19 protein-coding genes are annotated in these 18,426 nt (G+C 73.9%); 9 read left to right on the top strand and 10 right to left on the bottom strand.

The window, feature by feature from the left end; translation table 11 throughout:
* Positions 1-42: 42 nt before the first annotated feature.
* Positions 43-531, top strand: coding sequence for a hypothetical protein (locus ACFWU6_RS04350; RefSeq protein ID WP_383978351.1), 489 nt, complete (start codon positions 43-45; stop codon positions 529-531).
* Positions 532-555: 24 nt separating this feature from the next.
* Here ACFWU6_RS04350 and ACFWU6_RS04345 read toward each other — a convergent pair whose 3' ends face one another.
* From ACFWU6_RS04345 to ACFWU6_RS04335, 3 genes are all read right to left on the bottom strand, one after another.
* Positions 556-1,590 carry an RNA polymerase sigma factor SigF gene (locus ACFWU6_RS04345; protein ID WP_383808815.1) on the bottom strand — a complete coding sequence of 345 codons (1,035 nt, stop codon included), beginning with the start codon at positions 1,588-1,590 and terminating at the stop codon, positions 556-558.
* Positions 1,587-2,000 carry an anti-sigma regulatory factor gene (locus tag ACFWU6_RS04340; RefSeq protein ID WP_383808812.1) on the bottom strand — a complete coding sequence of 138 codons (414 nt, stop codon included), beginning with the start codon at positions 1,998-2,000 and terminating at the stop codon, positions 1,587-1,589. Before ACFWU6_RS04340 ends, ACFWU6_RS04345 begins: the two co-directional genes overlap by 4 nt.
* A 204-nt stretch (positions 2,001-2,204) precedes the next feature.
* Positions 2,205-2,465: a UBP-type zinc finger domain-containing protein gene (locus ACFWU6_RS04335; RefSeq protein ID WP_383978348.1), complete on the bottom strand. Its 261-nt coding sequence runs from the start codon at positions 2,463-2,465 to the stop codon at positions 2,205-2,207.
* Between the two features lie 55 nt (positions 2,466-2,520).
* Between ACFWU6_RS04335 and ACFWU6_RS04330 the strand changes: the two genes are divergently transcribed.
* Complete coding sequence (locus tag ACFWU6_RS04330; RefSeq protein ID WP_383808806.1) at positions 2,521-4,104, top strand: Na+/H+ antiporter; 1,584 nt, start codon at positions 2,521-2,523, stop codon at positions 4,102-4,104.
* 43 nt (positions 4,105-4,147) lie between these two features.
* On the opposite strand, the gene ACFWU6_RS04325 is transcribed toward ACFWU6_RS04330, so the two are convergent.
* Positions 4,148-5,050: a 1-aminocyclopropane-1-carboxylate deaminase/D-cysteine desulfhydrase gene (locus ACFWU6_RS04325; protein WP_383808804.1), complete on the bottom strand. Its 903-nt coding sequence runs from the start codon at positions 5,048-5,050 to the stop codon at positions 4,148-4,150.
* An 84-nt stretch (positions 5,051-5,134) separates the two neighbouring features.
* On the bottom strand, positions 5,135-5,725 hold the full coding sequence (locus ACFWU6_RS04320; protein WP_383808801.1) for an N-acetylmuramoyl-L-alanine amidase: 591 nt from the start codon (positions 5,723-5,725) through the stop codon (positions 5,135-5,137).
* A 430-nt stretch (positions 5,726-6,155) separates the two neighbouring features.
* On the opposite strand from ACFWU6_RS04320, the gene ACFWU6_RS04315 reads away from it, so the two are divergent.
* The 4 genes from ACFWU6_RS04315 (at position 6,156) to ACFWU6_RS04300 (ending at position 10,155) form a co-directional block, all read left to right on the top strand.
* Positions 6,156-7,562, top strand: coding sequence for a family 2B encapsulin nanocompartment shell protein (locus ACFWU6_RS04315; protein ID WP_383808798.1), 1,407 nt, complete (start codon positions 6,156-6,158; stop codon positions 7,560-7,562).
* Positions 7,553-8,608 carry a family 2 encapsulin nanocompartment cargo protein polyprenyl transferase gene (locus ACFWU6_RS04310; RefSeq protein WP_383808856.1) on the top strand — a complete coding sequence of 352 codons (1,056 nt, stop codon included), beginning with the start codon at positions 7,553-7,555 and terminating at the stop codon, positions 8,606-8,608. Before ACFWU6_RS04315 ends, ACFWU6_RS04310 begins: the two co-directional genes overlap by 10 nt.
* 179 nt (positions 8,609-8,787) lie before the next feature.
* Positions 8,788-9,381, top strand: a complete 594-nt coding sequence (locus ACFWU6_RS04305; protein WP_383808795.1) for a GNAT family N-acetyltransferase — start codon at positions 8,788-8,790, stop codon at positions 9,379-9,381.
* A gap of 189 nt (positions 9,382-9,570) precedes the next feature.
* Positions 9,571-10,155 carry a dihydrofolate reductase family protein gene (locus ACFWU6_RS04300; RefSeq protein ID WP_383808792.1) on the top strand — a complete coding sequence of 195 codons (585 nt, stop codon included), beginning with the start codon at positions 9,571-9,573 and terminating at the stop codon, positions 10,153-10,155.
* A 213-nt stretch (positions 10,156-10,368) separates the two neighbouring features.
* On the opposite strand, the gene snpA is transcribed toward ACFWU6_RS04300, so the two are convergent.
* Positions 10,369-11,043 (bottom strand): snapalysin, encoded by a 675-nt coding sequence (gene snpA / locus ACFWU6_RS04295; protein ID WP_383978345.1) that lies wholly within the window; start codon positions 11,041-11,043, stop codon positions 10,369-10,371.
* A 211-nt stretch (positions 11,044-11,254) separates the two neighbouring features.
* Between snpA and ACFWU6_RS04290 the strand changes: the two genes are divergently transcribed.
* The 3 genes from ACFWU6_RS04290 (at position 11,255) to ACFWU6_RS04280 (ending at position 14,955) form a co-directional block, all read left to right on the top strand.
* Positions 11,255-12,190, top strand: a complete 936-nt coding sequence (locus ACFWU6_RS04290; RefSeq protein WP_383808786.1) for a LysR family transcriptional regulator — start codon at positions 11,255-11,257, stop codon at positions 12,188-12,190.
* A 934-nt stretch (positions 12,191-13,124) separates the two neighbouring features.
* A complete protein-coding gene (locus tag ACFWU6_RS04285; RefSeq protein ID WP_383806755.1) occupies positions 13,125-14,048 on the top strand; it encodes a DUF4097 domain-containing protein in 924 nt (307 codons plus the stop codon).
* Position 14,049: 1 nt separating this feature from the next.
* Complete coding sequence (locus ACFWU6_RS04280; RefSeq protein WP_383806757.1) at positions 14,050-14,955, top strand: helix-turn-helix transcriptional regulator; 906 nt, start codon at positions 14,050-14,052, stop codon at positions 14,953-14,955.
* Between the two features lie 267 nt (positions 14,956-15,222).
* On the opposite strand, the gene ACFWU6_RS04275 is transcribed toward ACFWU6_RS04280, so the two are convergent.
* The 4 genes from ACFWU6_RS04275 to ACFWU6_RS04260 all read right to left on the bottom strand — a co-directional run bounded on the left by ACFWU6_RS04275 (position 15,223) and on the right by ACFWU6_RS04260 (position 18,373).
* The gene (locus ACFWU6_RS04275; RefSeq protein WP_383806761.1) at positions 15,223-15,795 is read right to left on the bottom strand and encodes a Clp protease N-terminal domain-containing protein; all 573 of its coding nucleotides are present in this window, start codon (positions 15,793-15,795) and stop codon (positions 15,223-15,225) included.
* A complete protein-coding gene (locus tag ACFWU6_RS04270) occupies positions 15,795-16,004 on the bottom strand; it encodes a helix-turn-helix domain-containing protein (RefSeq protein WP_008741547.1) in 210 nt (69 codons plus the stop codon). Before ACFWU6_RS04270 ends, ACFWU6_RS04275 begins: the two co-directional genes overlap by 1 nt.
* A 61-nt stretch (positions 16,005-16,065) precedes the next feature.
* On the bottom strand, positions 16,066-17,028 hold the full coding sequence (locus ACFWU6_RS04265) for a zinc-binding dehydrogenase (RefSeq protein WP_383806764.1): 963 nt from the start codon (positions 17,026-17,028) through the stop codon (positions 16,066-16,068).
* A gap of 142 nt (positions 17,029-17,170) precedes the next feature.
* Positions 17,171-18,373: an NADP-dependent malic enzyme gene (locus ACFWU6_RS04260; RefSeq protein ID WP_383806766.1), complete on the bottom strand. Its 1,203-nt coding sequence runs from the start codon at positions 18,371-18,373 to the stop codon at positions 17,171-17,173.
* Positions 18,374-18,426: the final 53 nt, after the last annotated feature.

Genomic DNA, 18,426 nt, shown 5'->3' with positions numbered 1-18,426 from the left:
CGTCCCCTCCGGGCCCCCGGTGCGCGCGGCTACCCTGCTGGGGTGAGCAAGAAGCAGCCCTCGAAGGCCCCCGCACCCGCCCCCGCACGCTCCGCGGCCGAGCCGCAGGCGGCCCGGTCCGCCGCCGGGGCCCGCGTACTGCCCCGCCGGCTGACCGCCGCCGCCGTGCTCACCGCCCTGGAGGGCCTGGCACTGGCCGGGCTCGGTGTCTACATGCTGTGCGTGGGGATCGCCGGGGACCCCGACTCGCCGCAACAGGCCGAAACGGGCGGGATCACCCTGCTCGCGCTCGCCGCGCTCCCGCTGCTGGCGGCCCGCGGGCTGCGGCTGGGCCGCCGCTGGAGCCGCGGGCCGGCGCTGATCACCCAGCTGATGGCCCTGCCGGTGGCCTGGACCCTCTACACCGCGGGCGGCGCGATGACCGCCGCGGCCGTGGCCCTCGCGGCGGCCGCCGTGGCCGTCGCCGTACTGCTGGTGAACCCGACGGCCACCGAGGCCCTCGGGATCGGGCCCCGCGAAGAGGCCCGATGACCCGTTCGGACCCCTGAGCCGGGGTCACTCCTCGACGAGGAGCTTCTCGCGGAGCTGGGCCAGGGTGCGGGCCAGCAGGCGGGAGACGTGCATCTGGGAGATGCCGACCTCCTGGGCGATCTGCGACTGCGTCATGTTGCCGAAGAAGCGGAGCAGCAGGATGCGCTTCTCCCTCGGCGGCAGCCCCTCCAGCAGCGGCTTGAGGGACTCGCGGTACTCGACGCCCTCCAGGGCCTCGTCCTCCGCGCCCAGGGTGTCCGCGACCGCCGGCGACTCGTCGTCGGTGTCCGGGACGTCCAGCGAGAGCGTGCTGTAGGCATTGGCCGATTCCAGCCCCTCCAGCACCTCCTCCTCGGAGATCCCCAGCCGCTCGGCCAGTTCGTGCACCGTCGGGGAGCGGCCGTGCTGCTGCGACAGCTCGGCGGTGGCCGTGGTCAGGGAGAGCCGCAGCTCCTGCAGGCGCCGGGGCACCCGCACCGCCCAGCCCTTGTCGCGGAAGTGCCGCTTGATCTCGCCGACCACCGTGGGCGTGGCGTACGTGGAGAACTCGACCCCGCGGTCCGGGTCGAACCGGTCCACGGACTTGATGAGCCCGATCGTCGCGACCTGCGTCAGGTCGTCGAGCGGTTCGCCGCGGTTGCGGAACCGCCGTGCCAGGTGCTCCACGAGCGGCAGGTGCATCCGCACGAGGCGGTTGCGCAGCTCCGCCTTCTGCGGCGAACCCTCCGGCAGCGCCCGCAGCTCGATGAACAGGGCCCGCGCGCCGCTGCGGTCGCGCGGGTCCGGCAGGGCCGGCGCCACCGCGAACACCGGTGCCGGCACGGCCGGGGCCTCCGGGGCCGCGGCAGCGCCCTCCGGTGGCCGGGATGGCTGTGGTTCTTCGTGCTGGTTGTCGCTCACAGGGCCCGCCCGTCGCTCCGCCGAGTCCAAAAAGCCGTCTTCCGCATCGGTGTCGGCCGGGTGCGGCCGGGCGTGCTGCTGCTCCGGGATGCCGCCGTCGACCTCGTGCCGTACCCGGGGCCGATCCCCGCCCCGCACCGGGACCTCCCCGCCGCTCACGCCGGGCCTGGTCCTGCGCCGCGCTGTTTGTAGAGGCTGATGCTCACTGTCCGGTCCTCCTCGACCGTGGCCTCGACCTTGCCGGCGAGTGCCGACAGGACCGTCCACGCGAACGTATCGCGCTCGGGGGCGCGTCCGTCCGTCGTGGGCGCCGACACGGTCACTTCCAGCGAATCGTCGATCAGCCGGAAGACGCAGCTGAGGACGGAGCCGGGCACGGCCTGCTGGAGCAGGATCGCGCAGGCTTCGTCCACCGCGATGCGGAGGTCCTCGATCTCGTCGAGGGTGAAGTCCAAACGTGCCGCGAGGCCGGCCGTGGCCGTTCGCAGCACCGACAGGTAGGCACCCGCAGCGGGCAGCCGGACTTCCACGAAGTCCTGGGTCCCGGGCTCGCCTGCGATCTGGGACACCCTCACCTCCAAGGTGGTACGAGCTCTGTTCGCCGGTGACGCTATCGCGATCCGGGCGATCGTGTCGCGGCACCCCTCGTGGCACCCGCTGGGAGCACCCCCGTCCACGGCCGGTGACTGATGGTAAGTCCACGGGTACGCACAGTGGCTAGGGGTCTGCGGGGTCAAATCGGGGGAACCGGCGGAGGGTTGACCTACCCCGGCTCAGACGATCGAACCGTCGACAAAACACCATCGCCAGGTCTCGCCGGGCTCGAAGCTGCGCATCACCGGATGGCCGGTCTCCTTGTGGTGCGCCGTGGCGTGCCGGTGGGGGGAGGAATCGCAGCAGCCCACGTGGCCGCAGCCCAGGCAGATCCGCAGATGCACGGGATGGCTGCCGAGCTCCAGACATTCGGGGCAGGTCGGGGCGGACGGGGCGGGCTCGGGGCGCGGCAGTTCGGCAACGTGGGTGCACTCGCTCATGATGGCCAGCGTACGACGAGGGCGTGCCCGCGCGACGGATGAGGATGGATCTTCGATGGAGGTATTGCCGCTGGTGGCGCTGGTCGCCGGCAGTGCGGTCGTCGCGGGGCTCGCCCGCCGGACCACGGTGCCCGCCCCGCTGCTGCTGGTCGCCGCGGGCCTGGTGGCCGCGTACGTCCCGGGCGTGCCGCCGTACGCCCTCGACCCGCACATCGTCCTGCCGCTGCTGCTCCCGCCGCTGCTGCACACGGCCGCGGTGGACAGCTCGTACCTCGACCTGAGGGCCAACGTCCGGCCCATCGCCCTGCTGTCCGTGGGGTACGTCCTCTTCGCGACGCTCGCCGTGGGGTACGTGACGTACCTGCTGGTGCCGGGGCTGTCGCTGCCGGTGGCCCTGGTGCTGGGGGCGGTGATCGCCCCGCCGGACGCCGTCGCCGCCACCGCGATCGCCCGCAAGCTCGGGCTGCCCAACCGGATCACGACCATCCTCCAGGGCGAGTCCCTGGTGAACGACGCCACCGCCATCACCGCCTACAAGGTGGCCCTCGCGGCCGCGGTCGGGGTGAGCGCCGGCTGGGCGGGCGGGATCGCGGAGTTCCTGCTGGCCTCGGTGGGCGGGGTCGGCGTCGGCCTGCTGCTGATGGTGCCGATCCACCAGCTGCGCACGCGGCTGAAAGAGCCGCTGCTCCAGAACACGCTGTCCCTGCTGATCCCCTTCGTGGCGTACGCGGCGGCCGAGCGGGTGCACGCCTCGGGCGTGCTCGCCGTGGTCGTGGTGGCCCTGTACCTCGGACACCGCAACTGGCAGGTCGACTTCGCCACCCGGCTCCAGGAGGAGGCGGTGTGGAAGGTGGTCGCCTTCGTCCTGGAGTCGGTGGTCTTCGCACTGATCGGACTCCAGCTGCCGGTGGTCCTCAGGGGCCTGTCGGAGTACGAGGGCCTGCAGGCGGCCTGGTACGCGGTCGCGGTCTTCCTGGCGGTGGTGGCGGCCCGCTTCCTGTGGGTCTTCCCGGCGACCTTCGTGCCGAGGTGGGTCTCGGAGCGGGTCCGGACCCGGGAGCCGGACACCACCTGGAAGGCGCCGCTGGTGGTGGGCTGGGCCGGGATGCGCGGGGTGGTCTCGCTGGCGATCGCCTTCTCCGTGCCGATGGGCGTACCGCACCGGAACCTGATCCTCTTCCTGACCTTCACGACCGTCATCGGCACGCTGGTGGTGCAGGGGCTGACGCTGCCGCCGCTGATCCGGCTGCTGCGGCTGCCGCCGAAGGACCTGCACGCCGAGACGCTGGCCGAGGCCCAGGCGCAGAGCGAGGCATCGCGGGCGGCGGAGGAGCGGTTGGCGGAGCTGCTGGAGGACGACGCGAACAGCAGCCTGCCGCCGCCGCTCGCCGACCGGCTGCGCACGGTCCTGGAGCGGCGCCGCAACGCGGTGTGGGAGCGGCTCGGCGAGGTCAACGCGGTCACCGGCGAATCAGCGGACGACGTCTACCGGCGGCTCGCCCGCGAGATGATCGAGGCCGAGCGGGAGGTGTTCGTGGACCTGCGCGACCAGCGGCGGATCGACGACGAGATGCTGCGGGCCCTGCTGCGCCGCCTGGACCTGGAAGAGGCCGCGGCCTACCGCGAGGAGTCGGGCTGATCCCCCGGACGGGGGCGGGCGGAGCCGCGCGGCGGGCCCGGCCCTACGGCCTGCCCGTGACGACTGCGGCGAGGGCGGTGCCCGGGGGGAAGGCGCCGGCGGCGGTGAGCTCGGTCAGGGCCCACAGCAGCTTGGCCACGTAGATCCGCTCCACCGGGAGGCCGTGGCGGTCCTCGAAATCGGCCGCGAAGGCGTCCAGGGCGGCCGGTACGCGGGCGTAGCCGCCGTGGTGGAAGTCCTCGGCCAGCGTCCAGTCGCCGACCGGGGCGCCGAAGGCCCGCGCCTGGAGGGAACGTATCTCCGCGTCCAGGAAGCCACCCGCCAGGACCGGCACGCCCAGCGCCCGCTGTCCCGTGGCGAGTCCGGCGGCCAGTCCCGCCAGGGTGCCGCCGGTGCCGCAGGCGACCGCGACCACGTCCGCTGCGCCGCGGAGCTCGCGGCCCAGCTCGGCGCAGCCGTGCAGCGCGAGGGCGTTGCTGCCGCCCTCCGGGACCACGTAGGCGTCCTCGGCCCCGGCCGCCTCCAGCAGCCGGGCGAGCGTACGGGGCTCGGCCTTGCGCCGGTAGTCGGCGCGGGAGGCGAAGTGGAACCGCATGCCGTCGGCCGCGCAGCGTTCGAGGGAGTCGTTGAGCGGCCGGCCGGCGAGCTCGTCGCCGCGCACGACGCCGACGGTCTCCAGCCCCAGCAGCCGTCCGGCGGCCGCGGTGGCGCGCAGGTGGTTCGAGTAGGCCCCGCCGAAGGTGGCGAGGGCCCCCCGCCCGTCCTCCAGGGCCGCCCGGAGGTTCGGCGCGAGCTTGCGCCACTTGTTCCCGGGCAGCTCCGGATGCACGAGGTCGTCCCGCTTGAGCATCAGCCGGACGCCGTGCGCGGCGAACCGCTCGTCCGCCGCCTCCACCAGCGGGGAGGGCGGGCGGGGGCGCAGCTCGGGATGGTCGACACGGCTCACCCGCCCATTGTGCGGGCCGCGGCCCGCGGGGGCCGCGGGAGCGGGGTCGCCGTGTGCCCCTCCCCTCCGGTGGGCCCGGGGCGGTCATTTCAGGCGGGTCGTGACGCGGTCGCGGAGGGACGCCATCGTGAAGCCTCTGGGGTCGACCTTGCCCGGTTGCCATTCGAGGTGGCCGATCACCGAGCGGGCCGTCCAGCCGTGGGCGCGGCAGACGGCCGCCGCGGTGCGGGCGATGGCGTCGAGCTGCGCCGCCGGCCAGGGATCCTCGCCGTCGCCGAGGTTCTCGCACTCGAAGCCGTAGAAGTGGCGGTTGCCGTCTGTGTTCGCCTCGTGGTCCGGGGGGAGGCGCTTCTCCGCGATGACCGCTGCCAGGACGTCGGAGTCGCCGGAGCCCGCGTGGTTGGCGCGGCCGTAGCCGACCAGGTGGACCCGGCCGTCCTTGGCGATCACGCCGTGGCAGAGCGGGCCGGGGAGGTCGGGGCGGCCGTCGCGGCAGAGCGCCACGGTCCGTGCGGTGCCGCGGGTGACGGTGTGGTGGATCATCACCCCGTGCACCGGGCCCCAGGGGCCCTTGTGGTTGCGGTTGTGGGTGCGCCAGGCGCCGACTTGGACGACGGTCAGGCCCTCGGCGCGCAGGGAGGTGAGGAATCGGTCCGCGGACATGGGTGCGGCCATGGCCGCCTCCTTCGTGCGGTGCGCGGTCGGGCACCCTGTGTGGCCGATCCGTCACCCTCCGGTTTAGTGGAGGCGCATCCTCCGCGGCTAGTGCGTTCGTACGGCGTGCGATCCGATCCGGACACGGCCGGATCGGACCAGGCGCACCGGGCGTCACGCGGGGGCGAGGCGGAGGGCCCGGTGGCCGGCCCGCAGGGCGCGGCCGGCCGGGCTCCGGTCGCTGTGCAGGGCGGCAGTGCGCGCAGGCGGCCCCGCGATCAGGTGATGGCCGGAACCGGGGGGTTGCCGGGTCGCAGGATGCGGGAGTCGGCCCAAGAGGATGCCCGGCACTCGTACGGAGTAGTCCCACCCTTTTGTGTAATGGTCCCACCACGGTCCGTACTGAAAGGCTGCGTCCCGCAGATCCATGGAGTGATCGAAAGGGATATACATGTCGGTCCAGGCAGGTTCCGAATCCGAGACCCAGGCACCCCAGCGCAGTCTTGGGACATCGGCCGCGCGGAACTTGGCAACCACGACCAAATCCGCGCCGCAGATGCAGGAGATCACCTCGCGGTGGCTCCTGAAGATGCTCCCGTGGGTCTCGGTGCAGGGCGGCACGTACCGCGTCAACCGCCGGCTGAGCTACTCGGTCGGTGACGGGCGCGTCGAGTTCATCAAGACCGGGACCCAGGTCCAGGTCATCCCCGCGGAGCTCGGCGAGCTCCCGCTGCTGCGCGAGTACGAGGACCTCGACGCCCTCGGCGAGCTCGCCCAGCGGTGCCAGCAGATCGACTTCGAGGCCGGCCAGGAGCTCACCTCCTTCGGCAGCCCCTCCGACAAGGTGTTCCTGCTCGCCCACGGCCGCATCGACCAGGTCGGCCCGGGCCCCTACGGCGAGGACGCCGTCCTGCGGACCGTCGCCGACGGCGCCTACTTCGGCGAGGACTCCCTGGTCGACCAGGAGGCCATCTGGGAGTACACGGCCCGCGCCGCGACCTCCGGCACCGCGCTCGTCCTGTCCCGGCAGGACTTCCAGCTGCTCGCCGACCGCGTCGACTCGCTGCGCGCGCACATCGAGGAGGTGCGGACGCAGCCCGCCCAGCGGACCAACAAGTACGGTGAGGCCGCGATCGACCTCTCGGCCGGCCATCAGGGCGAGGCCGTCCTCCCCGGCACCTTCGTGGACTACGACGCCCACCCGCGCGAGTACGAACTCTCCATCGCGCAAACGGTTCTGCGCGTCCACACCCGCGTCGCCGACCTGTACAACCAGCCGATGAACCAGACCGAGCAGCAGTTGCGGCTCACGGTCGAGGCGCTGCGCGAGCGCCAGGAGCACGAGATGCTCAACAACCGCGACTTCGGCCTGCTCCACAACGCCGACTACGACCAGCGCATCCAGCCCCACGACGGCGCGCCCAGCCCCGACGACATGGACCAGCTGCTCAGCATGCGGCGCGGCTCCAAGTTCTTCCTCGCGCACCCCAAGGCCATCGCCGCCTTCGGCCGCGAGTGCAACCGGCGCGGCCTGTACCCGGAGTCGGTGGACATCGGCGGCAACCGCGTCCCGGCCTGGCGCGGGGTGCCGATCTTCCCCAGCAACAAGATCCCGATCAGCGACGCCCGCACCACGTCCATCCTGTGCATGCGCACGGGCGAGGACGAGCAGGGCGTGATCGGCCTGCACCAGCCGGGCATCCCCGACGAGATCGAGCCGAGCACGTCGGTCCGCTTCATGGGGATCAGCGAGCAGGCGATCATCTCCTACCTGGTCACCGCGTACTTCTCCGCCGCGGTGCTGGTGCCGGACGCACTCGGCGTACTGGAGAACGTCGAGATCGGCCGCTGGCGCTGAGCGCGGTGAAGGCCGTCGCGACCGGCGAGGGCCAAGAGGCGGCGGCCCTCCTGGAACGGACGAGAGAGGCGGTCGACCCGGAGCTGCGCCGGACGATCGAGACCCTCCCCGGTCCGATGCGGCGCGTGGCCATGTACCACTTCGGCTGGGAGCACGCGGACGGAAGCCCTGCCGCGGGCACCGCGGGCAAGGCCATCCGTCCGGCCCTGGTGCTGGCGTCCGCCCGGGCCCTGCAGGGCCCGGACGGACGGGTGGACCATGCCGTGCGGGCGGCGGCGGCCGTGGAGCTGGCGCACAACTTCACGCTGCTGCACGACGACGTCATCGACAAGGACGCCCGCAGGCGCGGCCGGGCCACCGCCTGGACCGTCTTCGGGACCCCGGACGCGATCATCGCGGGCGACGCCATGATGGCGCTCGCCCTGCGACTGCTCGCCGAGGACCCGCACCCGGCCTCGGCGGCGGCCTCGGCCCGGCTCGCGGCCTGTGTCATCGAGCTGTGCGCGGGCCAGCAGGCGGACTGCGCCTTCGAGCAGCGGCCGCACGTCCCGCTCGACGAATGCCTGACCATGGCCACAGCCAAGACCGGAGCCCTGCTGGGCTGCGCGTGCGCACTGGGCGCGCTGTACGCCGGAGCCGGGCCGGACGAGGTCGACGCCATGGACGCCTTCGGCCGGGAGGCCGGGCTGGCCTTCCAGCTGATCGACGACCTGATCGGCATCTGGGGGGATCCGGGGCACACCGGCAAGCCGGCCGGGGCGGACCTGCTCGCCCGCAAGAAGTCCCTCCCGGTGGTGGCCGCCCTGACCTCGGGCACCACCGCGGGGGAGGAGCTGGCCGCGCTGTACGCGGGCCCCATGACCGGGGACGACGTGCTCAGGGCGGCCGAAGCGGTGGACCGCGCCGGCGGGCGGGACTGGGCGCAGGCCCATGCCGCCGACCGGATGGGCCGGGCGGTGCAGCAGCTGTCCCGGGCCGTTCCGGACCTGGGGGCGGCCGGCGGACTGCTGGCGCTGGCGGAGTTCGTGACGCGCCGTACGAAGTGACCTGGACGAAGTGACCTGCGCGCAGCGACCTCGTACGGGGCCGGGGCCGCTCCGCACGGCGCGACGACGGGGGGAGGCCTGTTCCGGCACCGGATGGTGCCGGAACAGGCCTTTCCGCATGTGGGGGCCAACTCTAGGATCGCTCACGGCCGTTGACGCGTGAGTGAAGGGTGGGACCAGTGGCGCTGGAGATACGTCAGGCTGATCAGTCGGACCGTGACGCGGTGGCGCAGCTGCTCGACGAGGCGTTCCGGAACGACCCCGTGAGCAGCTGGGTCTTCCCGGATCCGGAGCACCGGGCCGCGGTGCACGGGAAGTTCCTGGGCGTGTTCGTGGACGTGGCGCTCGCCGAGGGGCGGATCGACTACGCGGTGGACGGCTCGGCGGCCGCCCTGTGGCTGCGGGTGCCGGCGGGCGAGCCGGAGGGCGGGGACGAGATCCCGGCGAAGATGCGGGCCGTCGCGGACCCCGACAACGAGCGCTGCGAACTGGTGGGCCGCCTCACGGGCGAGGTGCACCCCACGTCGGAGGAGCACGAGTACCTCCTGATGATCGCGGTCGCCCCGGGCCGGCAGGGGGAGGGGCTGGGGGCCGAGTTGATGCGGCCGGTGCTGGAACGGTGCGACCGGGAGGGCGTGCCGGCGTACCTGGAGGCGAGCAGCGAGCGCAGCAAGGGCCTGTACGAGCGGCTCGGCTGGGAGTTCACGGGCGAGGCGGTGCGGCTGCCGGACGGACCGCTGATGTGGCCGATGTGGCGCAAGCCGCGGGGGTGACCGCGGGGTGACCGAAGGGGTGCGGAGCGGCTTCCGCAGAGGGGTGCCGGAGGAGGGCGCCGGAGAAGGGTGTCGGAGAAGGGTGTCGGGAACAGGGCTTCCGCATAAGGGCTTGGCTGACTACTTCACTTGAAGTACTTTGGTCGACGTGCCCCGGTGCGGTGGCGCTGTCCGACGGAAGAGAATCGCTTGCGCAAGCTCACGTACTTCATCGCCACCACGGTCGACGGCTTCATCGGAGCCCCCGACGGCGACGCCGACTTCCTCCACGGCCTCCTCGACGCGGAGTTCATCGGCCACCTGACGGCCGAGTACCCGGAGACGGTCTCCTCCCAGGGCCGTGTCCAGCTGGGGATCGAGGACCTCCCGCCCCGGCGCTTCGACGCGGTCGTCATGGGCCGCAACACCTATGAGCCGGGGCTGAAGGCGGGCATGACCAGCCCCTACGGCCACCTGCGCGAGCAGTACGTCGTCTCGCGCTCCCTCACGGCCGCGCCCGACCCGGCGGTCAGGCTGATCAGCGGGGACGTCGTCGCGGCGGTCCGCGGGCTGAAGGCCCGGGACGGGCTCGGCATCTGGCTGTGCGGCGGCGCCGACCTCGCGGGACAGCTCGCCGAGGAGATCGACGAGTACATCGTCAAGACCTACCCGGTCGTCGTGGGCAGCGGCATGCCGATGTCCCGGGCGGGCTTCGGGGTGCGCCCCCTGGAGTTGACCGGCTGCACCGTCCTGGGCGGCGGTCAGGTCATCACCTCGTACGACGTCACACGCTGACCGGCCGCACGCACGGAACCGGCCTACCGTGCAGGCACGGCCGGCGGACAGCACGAGCGGCAGCGCTGCGAAACGGTCGCCCCGCGGGGTCTTCGTGCCGCACCGGGGTCCGGGGTCCTGCAGGAACCCGGACTGCACGGCGCACGCGGGGCCGTAGGACCGGCCCGGCGGGCCCGCCGCAGTGGCGGACCGGCCGGACCGGGCCGGGACGGGCTAGCCCTTCGCGCCCTGCGCACCCTTCGTGTCGAGGCCCGACGCCACGAGGCCGTTCGCCCACAGCTGGTTCACGCGGGAGCGCTCGGCCGCGTTGGGGGTGGCGTTCTGGCACGAGGTGCCGGGCCCGCCGCCCGACATCAGCTCGCTGCACGGACCCGAGTAGTGGTCCGGCAGACCCAGCACGTGGCCGGTCTCGTGGGCCGTCACCCGGGTGGAGTTGTACTGCTGGTTCTGCCGGTAGTCCAGGAAGATGTAGCCCCGGCCGTGCCCGTCCGTGCTCGCGTACGAGCCGCGGGAGTCATTGCCCTCGCGGTACGAGAAGTTCCCGCCGGACGCCACCTCCTGCAGCTTCACGTTCGTCACCGAGCTGTTCCAGATCCGGGTGGACGTGGCTATCTGGCTGCGGAAGCTGGGCGCGCTGCGGGTGTTGTAGGTGACGGTCACGGCGAGGGCGCCCGGGTTGGCGGCGCGCTGCTCGGTGACCGAGCGCTGCACCGCCTCGAAGAACGCCTTGGTGGCGGCCTGGTTCTCCTGGGAGCGCTCGTACGCGGCGAAACTGGCGGAATCGCCGACGGGGGCGGGCGCGGCGGCGGCGGGGACAACGCCGCCGAAGGCGGCGGCGAGGCCGAGGCCGATGCCGGCGGTCAGCATGGCCTTGCGAGAGTGGCGCATGTGGGGGAGCTCCTACTCGTCCGGTGCGGTGGGGGGTGGGTCGTTCGGTACCGGAGTCTGGGGGAGCGGACGGTGCGGGCGGATGATGTCACTCCCCGATAGCGCCGGGTTATCGGGAAGTTTTCGGTTGCCCAACAGGCGTGAGAATGGCGGGATTCGGGGGGCTATCGGATGCTGGTGCGCTCGGCCCGGCCCGGCCTACTCTCGGGGCATGGAGCTTGAGGTCAGGCACCTGCGCGCGCTCTGCGCCATCGCCGACGCCGGCAGCCTGCACAAGGCCGCCCGGCAGCTCGGCGTGAGCCAGCCCTCCCTGACGACCCAGTTGCGGCGCATCGAACGCGCCCTGGACGGCGAGCTGTTCCTGCGCGAGCGGACCGGCTGCCGGCCCACGCCGTTCGGGCGCACCGTGCTCGGACGGGCACGGCCGCTGCTGGCCGAGATGGCCGCACTGGTGGCCGAGGCACGCGGGTTGGCCCGCGGGCCGCGGCTGCGCATCGGCTCCACGGCCAGCCGGGCGCTGCCGGGGTGGCTGCGCAGGCTGCACCGGCGGCTGCCGGACACTGAGACCTCGCTGGTGGTGGACGTCTCCGCCAACGCGCTGCTGCGGATGGTGGCCGCCGGGCAGTTGGACGTGGCCTTCGTGCACGAGGTGGAGGGCAGTCCGCTGCGGGTGCCGCCGGGGCTGCAGCTGCACGTGCTGATGGAGCGGGAGCCGCAGTTCGTGTCGATGTCCCGGGACCACCCCGCCGCCTCGCAGTCGGTGGTGTCCTTACGGGACCTGGCCGCCGACCGCTGGACGGTGGACCCCTCGGTCGACGGGGAGTGGGACGGGCTGCGCCGGGTCTTCGCCGGGGCGGGGCTCGATCCGCCGGTGCTGCACGCCGACTACCACACGGCGACCTCGCTGATCGTGTCCGGGGAGGCGGTGGCCCCGTGCCAGCCGACCTCCGGGCCGCGGGAGGACATGGCGATCCGGCCGCTGTCGGGGGACCCCCTCGCGGTACGGCTGCTGCTGGCGACCCCGCCCGGGGCGCACGCGGAGGTCTACGAGGACCTCCGGGCGGCCTACCGGGAGGCGGCGATGCGGACGCCGCCGTACCGGGCGTGGCTGCGGCACCACGCGAGCCCGCTGCTGGAGGCGGCGTAGGCCCCTCCCGCACGGGCCCGGCGGTACCGCTCGGCGCGGGTTCGGGGGCCGCTCGGGCCGGGTGTGGCGGGTCCGGGCGCGGGCGTAGGCCGAGGAGCGGTCGCCGGGCGGGCCCCGGGCCGCCTCCCGTAGCCGCGCCGGTCCGGGGGCCCGGGGTCCGCGGTCCGCTGGGGGAGGGTCCCGGGCAGGGCCGGTCGGCGGGGGGAGCGGGGCGTCAGGCCGAAGGGACGGGCGGGGGCATCGAGGGCCGGGTCGGCCGCTCCCCCTCCGCCGGCCCAGGACGATGCCCGGGCCGAGCCGCCCCCCGGCGCCGGCACCCCCCGGCGCCCGCACGGCCCCCGGGGCTGCCGGCTGACGGGGCAAGGCCGAGGTACGCCCCCCGGCGCCCGATCCTCCGGCGCCCGCACGGCCTCGGCGTCCCGCACGGCCCCCGGGGCTGCCCACCGACGGGGCGAGGCCGAGGCGCGCCCCCCGCGCCGGCCCGTACGGCGCCTGCGCCCGCCCGGCCCCCGGCGCCCGCACGGCGTCCGCGCCCGCACGGCGCCCCGCGCCAGCCCGGCGCCCGGGCCGTCGGGTCGGCCGGCGGCCGGGTGCCGGTCGTACGCCGTGGGCCGGCCGAAGCGGCGGGCTCGACGGGGCGAGTCCGGTGCGGGCTCAGCGCCGGCCGGTCGGCGCCGGGCGCGGCCACCGCCCCCGGCCCCGGAGCACCTCGCGCCCCCTGGGCCTCTCCCCGTCGTCCCGCGCCTGAGCAGGGGCCGGCCGGCGCTGGTCGGGGGGCTCGGCGTGTCCACGCGCCGCCACACCTGACCGCACCTCGGGGATTCCGGCCGCACGCTTGACTTCCCCCAACCGCGATATATCGTGTTGTCCAGAAGACGCGATATGTTGCGTGCGTCGAGACCCGTGTCCGTGAACGCACGAGGAGGATCAGCACATGGCAGAGCAGGCGTCGCAGTCGGCGTGGCGCATCGCCGAACCGCAGAAGCTCACCTTCGAGCAGCCGGTCACCGAGCTCCGGGTCCGCCTCGTGAGCGGCACGGTCAACGTCGTCGCCGCCGAGGAGGGCCCGGCCCGCCTGGAGGCGTCGGCGGTCGACGGCCCGCCCCTGTACGTGGTCCAGGAGGGCGGCGTCCTCACCGTCTCCTACGAGGACCTGCCCTGGAACGGTGCGCAGGGGTTGAAGGAGTGGTTCGAGACCAAGCCGTGGAAGGCGTGGTCCGGCTCCTCCGACGGCCGCAAGGCCTGGGAGCGCAGCGCCGCCGTCACCCTCACCGTCCCCGCGGGCACGCGCGTCCGGCTCGCCGCGGTCGACGCCACCGCCTTCGTCTCCGGCATCTCCGGCGGCACCGACGTCAACGGGGTGTCGGGCGACGCCACGCTGGTCGGGCTGTCCGGCCGGGTCAAGGCGCACACGGTCTCCGGCAGCGTCGAGGCCCAGTCCGTCACCGGCGACCTCGGCTTCCACTCGGTGTCCGGCGGCCTGACGGTGGTCGACGGGGCGGGTGTGAGCGTACGGGCCGACTCGGTCAGCGGGGACATGCTCATCGACCTGGACCTCGACCCGGCCGCGCCGCGCCCCGTGGACATAGCCCTGAGCTCCGTGTCGGGCCAGGTCGCCATCCGCCTCCCGCACCCCGCCGACGCCCGCGTGGAGGCCAACACCGCCACCGGGGGCGTCTCCAACGCCTTCGAGGACCTGCGGGTCTCCGGCAACCTGGGCGCCAAGCGGATCACCGGCACGCTCGGCGCGGGCACCGGCACCCTGCGGGCCACCACCGTCTCCGGTGCGATCGCGCTGCTGCGCCGACCGCAGTCGGAGGCCGACGCTCCCCTCACGCTCGACAAGAAGGTGCTCTGACATGCCGCCCGTCTTCGCCCACGGCCGCCTCCGCCTGTACCTGCTCAAGCTGCTGGACGAGGCCCCGCGCCACGGGTACGAGGTGATCCGGCTGCTGGAGGAGCGCTTCCAGGGGCTGTACGCGCCCTCCGCGGGCACCGTGTACCCGCGGCTGGCCAAGCTGGAGGCCGAGGGCCTGGTCACGCACGCCACCGAGGGCGGGCGCAAGGTGTACTCCATCACCGAGGCGGGCCGCGCCGAACTGGCCGACCGGGGCGGCGAGCTGGCCGACCTGGAGCTGGAGATCCGCGACTCGGTCACCGAGCTGGCCGCCGAGATCCGCGACGACGTCCGGGGCGCCGCGGGCGACCTGCGGCGCGAGATGCGGGCGGCGGCCTCCGCGGCGGCGACGCCGGTCCAGGACGAGTCCTGGCAGGCGGCCAAGGAGGAGCTGCGCAAGGCGCGTCAGGAGTGGAAGGAGCAGGCGCGGCGGGCCAAGGACGAGAGCCGCCGGGCCCGCGAGGAGGCCCAGCAGGCCCGCCGGCAGGCGAAGGAGGCCCAGGAGCGGGCCCGCGAGGAGGTCCAGCGGATCGCGGGCCAGTTGCAGGAGCAGTTCGCCAAGTCGGGCGGGGTGCTGGGCAGTCTGGCCGGAGCCTGGCTCGGCGGCTCGCCGGCCGGTCCGGGCGGCCGGGCCCCGGAGGGGTCGGCCGGTGCCACGGCGCCCGCGGCGGCGGACGCCGACTGGGCGGAGGACCTGGCGAACACCGGTGACCCGGCACGGGACCTCGACCGGCTGCTGGACCGCTTCCGCGACGACGTCCGCGACGCGGCCCGCGACCACGGGGTCAGCCCGGCCCAGCTGGCCGAGGCGCGCACCCACCTGGCCGCGGCGGCCTCCCGCCTCACGGGAGCCCTGCGCACGCCCTGACGGGGCACGACCGCCCGCCGGGGCCTCGTGGGAGCCCCGCCGGGGCCTTGTGCGAGCCTGCGGGACTTTGCGCGGCCCCTGGCGGAACATCCGAGCACGCCACAGCGAGGCCCCGCGCGCGCCGTGGCGTGACCCGCGCGGCCTCCCTCCCCCCCCCCCCCCCCACGGGGGCCCTGCCCACGCCCGGACAGGGCAGTCGGGCCCCGCCGGGGCCCTGCGCAGGCCCCGCCGGGGCCCGACTGCCGGGGGCGGGTTGGCGGGGGGTGGTCAGGCCGCCAGGGTCGCTTCCGCCGAGCCGTAGCTGACTCCGTGGTCCGCCAGGACCTCCGAGACGGTGCCCGGCCGGGAGAGCAGCGCCAGCAGGAGGTGCAGCGTGCCGATGTGCCGGTCGTGGCGGCCCACGGCGACCCTCAGGGACTGCTCCAGGACCTTCTTGGCGCCCTCGGTGAAGGGGACGTGGCCGCTGTGGGCCGGGTCTCCGGGCACCGTGCGGCCCAAGGCCGAGCGCAGCGTGCCGCCGAAGGTGCGCCGCCGCGCGGCCGGAGCCGCGAGGGCGCCTTCGCCGTGGGCCTCCTCGACGCGGGAGACGATCTCGGTGAGGTCGATGCCGAGCCCGGCCAGTGCCTCCTCGTCCGCCCTGGACATGCCGCCCCGGCGGCGGGCCGCCGCCAGGTCCGCCGCGACGGCGGCGCGGTCCACGCCCAGCGGGTCCAGGGCCCCCAGTTCCAGCAGGGCCAGGAGCAGGTGCTCCTCGGCGACGGCGGCCGCCCCGGCCCGACGGGCCTCGGTCACCGCGCCCGTCACGGTGGAGCGGGCGTCCCGGGTGAAGCGTTCGAACATCAGACCCTCCCGTGTTTCTTGTGCACGGCCTGCCGGCTGACGCCGAGCTCGGCCGCGATCTCCTGCCAGGACCACCCCTGCGCGCGGGCGCTGCGCACCTGTACGGCCTCCAGCTGCTCCAGCAGCCTGCGGAGGGCGGCCACGGCACGCAGGCCCACGCGCGGGTCCCGGTCACCGGCCCGTTCGGCGAGATCGGTAGCTTCCGTCATGCATGTCAATGTAGGTTGACAAGGGAGGGGGTGTCAACCCTGATTGACGTCGGGGCCGGTCTCAGGGGGTGAGTACGACCTTGCCGAACAGGTCGCCCGACTGGAGCTTCTCGAAGCCCTCCCGGGCCCGGTCCAGCGGCAGGACCTCGTCGATGACCGGTCGCAGGCCCGTCGTGGCGCAGAACGCCAGCAGGTCCTCCAGCTCGTCCTTGGAGCCCATGGTCGAGCCCACCACCTTGAGCTCCAGGAAGAAGATCCGGGTCAGTTCGGCGTGGGCGGGCCGGTCGCCGCTCGTGGCGCCCGAGATCACCAGGGTGCCGCCCGGGCGCAGGGACTTCACCGAGTGGGACCAGGTGGCCGCGCCCACCGTCTCGATCACCGCGTCCACCCGCTGCGGCAGCCGCGCGCCCGGCTCGTACGCCTCCAGGGCGCCCAGCTCCACCGCCCGCTTGCGCTTGCCCTCGTCCCGGCTGGTCGCGAAGACCCGCAGGCCGGCCGCCTTGCCGAGGGCGATCGCGGCGGTGGCCACCCCGCCGCCGGCGCCCTGCACCAGCACGGAGTCGCCGGGGCGGACCCCGGCGTTGGTGAACAGCATCCGGTACGCCGTCAGCCACGCGGTCGGCAGGCACGCGGCCTCCTCGAACGACAGCTCGGGGGGCTTGCGCAGCACGTTCCAGGCGGGGACGGTCACCTGCTCGGCGAAGGTCCCCTGGTAGCGCTCGGTCAGGATCGAGCGCGGCTCGTCGGGGCCGACCCCGTGGCCGCTCTGGCCGATGACGGAGTGCAGGACGACCTCGTTGCCGTCCTGGTCGGTTCCCGCGGCGTCACAGCCCAGGATCATCGGCAGCCGGTCCTCGGCGAGGCCGACCCCGCGCAGCGACCACAGGTCGTGGTGGTTGAGGGAGGCGGCCCTGACATTCACGGTGACCCATCCGGGACGGGTCTCGGGGGCCGGGCGGTCGCCCAGCACGAGGCCGTTCAGCGGCTGGTCTCGGTCGATTCTGGCGGCGTAGGCAGCGAACATGCCGCGACGCTACCGCTCGGTAGCCCCGTGTTCCAGCCCCTGCGGCACCTGGTGCGTGAGGTCTTCGCCGCACGGCGGGACGCGAAGAGGCCCGGCCGGATCGCTCCGGCCGGGCCTCTTCGCGTACTGCTCCGCGCGGCGGTCAGGCCAGGCGGGCCACACCGTCCGCCTTCGCCGCGGCGGCGACCGCGGCCGAGACGGCCTCGGCGACGCGCGCGTCGAACGGGGAGGGGATGACGTAGTCGGCCGCGAGCTCGTCGCCCACGACGCCGGCGATGGCGTCGGCGGCGGCGATCTTCATGCCCTCGGTGATCCGTGTGGCACGGACCTTGAGGGCGCCCGCGAAGATGCCCGGGAACGCCAGCACGTTGTTGATCTGGTTCGGGAAGTCCGAACGTCCGGTCGCCACGACGGCCGCGTACTTGTGCGCGACGTCGGGGTGCACCTCCGGGTTCGGGTTGGCCATGGCGAAGACGAAGCAGTCCTTCGCCATCGCCGCCACCGCGGACTCGGCGACCGTGCCGCCGGAGACGCCGATGAAGACGTCCGCGCCCGCGAGGGCGTCCTCCAGGGAGCCGGTCTGCCCCGTCTTGTTGGTCAGGCCCGCGATCTCCGCCTTGACGTCCGTCAGGTCGGAGCGGTCCGCGGACACGACGCCCTTGCGGTCGGTGACGCAGACGTCGCCGATCCCCGCGTCCACGAGGATCTTGGCGATGGCGATGCCGGCCGCGCCCGCGCCCGAGATCACCGCACGCAGGTCGCCGAGGGTGCGACCGGTGAGCTTCGCGGCGTTGCGCAGCGCGGCCAGCGAGACGATGGCCGTGCCGTGCTGGTCGTCGTGGAAGATCGGGATGTCCAGGGCTTCCTGGAGCCGCCGCTCGATCTCGAAGCAGCGGGGGGCGGAGATGTCCTCCAGGTTCACCCCGCCGAAGGACGGGGCGAGACGGATGACCGTCTCGATGATCTCGTCCGTGTCCTTGGTGGCGAGCGCGATCGGAACCGCGTCCACTCCACCGAACTGCTTGAACAGAATGGCCTTGCCCTCCATCACGGGGAGGGAGGCCTCGGGGCCGATGTCGCCGAGCCCGAGCACGGCCGTGCCGTCGGTGACGACGGCGACGACGTTGGACTTCCAGGTGTACTCGTTGACCAGGTCCGGCTGCTCGGCGATGGCGCTGCACACCTTCGCCACGCCGGGGGTGTACGCCAGGGACAGGTCGTCCTTGTCGTTGACCGGCACCGTGGCCTGGATGGCCATCTTGCCGCCCCGGTGCAGTGCGAACACCGCGTCGGGGTTGTTGTCCGTGACGCTGTCACTGCGAGGGTTGACGATCTCCGCTGCCACTGTGTGTGACCCCTTAAGTCCTTTGAATCGTTGAGGGTGGCCACTCCTGGTTA

The organism is Streptomyces sp. NPDC058674, from assembly GCF_042716505.1.
In the GTDB taxonomy this organism is placed as follows: Bacteria; Actinomycetota; Actinomycetes; order Streptomycetales; family Streptomycetaceae; genus Streptomyces.
This window is presented reverse-complemented; position numbering and strand designations above follow the sequence as displayed.

Bases quoted from the DNA above. Each gene is read 5' to 3' on its own strand.
- ACFWU6_RS04335 (WP_383978348.1), bottom strand. From the start codon at position 2,465: ATGAGCGAGTGCACCCACGTTGCCGAACTGCCGCGCCCCGAGCCCGCC.
- ACFWU6_RS04330 (WP_383808806.1), top strand. From the start codon at position 2,521: ATGGAGGTATTGCCGCTGGTGGCGCTGGTCGCCGGCAGTGCGGTCGTC.
- ACFWU6_RS04320 (WP_383808801.1), bottom strand. From the start codon at position 5,725: ATGGCCGCACCCATGTCCGCGGACCGATTCCTCACCTCCCTGCGCGCC.
- ACFWU6_RS04315 (WP_383808798.1), top strand. From the start codon at position 6,156: ATGTCGGTCCAGGCAGGTTCCGAATCCGAGACCCAGGCACCCCAGCGC.
- snpA (WP_383978345.1), bottom strand. From the start codon at position 11,043: ATGCGCCACTCTCGCAAGGCCATGCTGACCGCCGGCATCGGCCTCGGC.
- ACFWU6_RS04290 (WP_383808786.1), top strand. From the start codon at position 11,255: ATGGAGCTTGAGGTCAGGCACCTGCGCGCGCTCTGCGCCATCGCCGAC.
- ACFWU6_RS04285 (WP_383806755.1), top strand. From the start codon at position 13,125: ATGGCAGAGCAGGCGTCGCAGTCGGCGTGGCGCATCGCCGAACCGCAG.
- ACFWU6_RS04280 (WP_383806757.1), top strand. From the start codon at position 14,050: ATGCCGCCCGTCTTCGCCCACGGCCGCCTCCGCCTGTACCTGCTCAAG.
- ACFWU6_RS04275 (WP_383806761.1), bottom strand. From the start codon at position 15,795: ATGTTCGAACGCTTCACCCGGGACGCCCGCTCCACCGTGACGGGCGCG.
- ACFWU6_RS04270 (WP_008741547.1), bottom strand. From the start codon at position 16,004: ATGACGGAAGCTACCGATCTCGCCGAACGGGCCGGTGACCGGGACCCG.
- ACFWU6_RS04265 (WP_383806764.1), bottom strand. From the start codon at position 17,028: ATGTTCGCTGCCTACGCCGCCAGAATCGACCGAGACCAGCCGCTGAAC.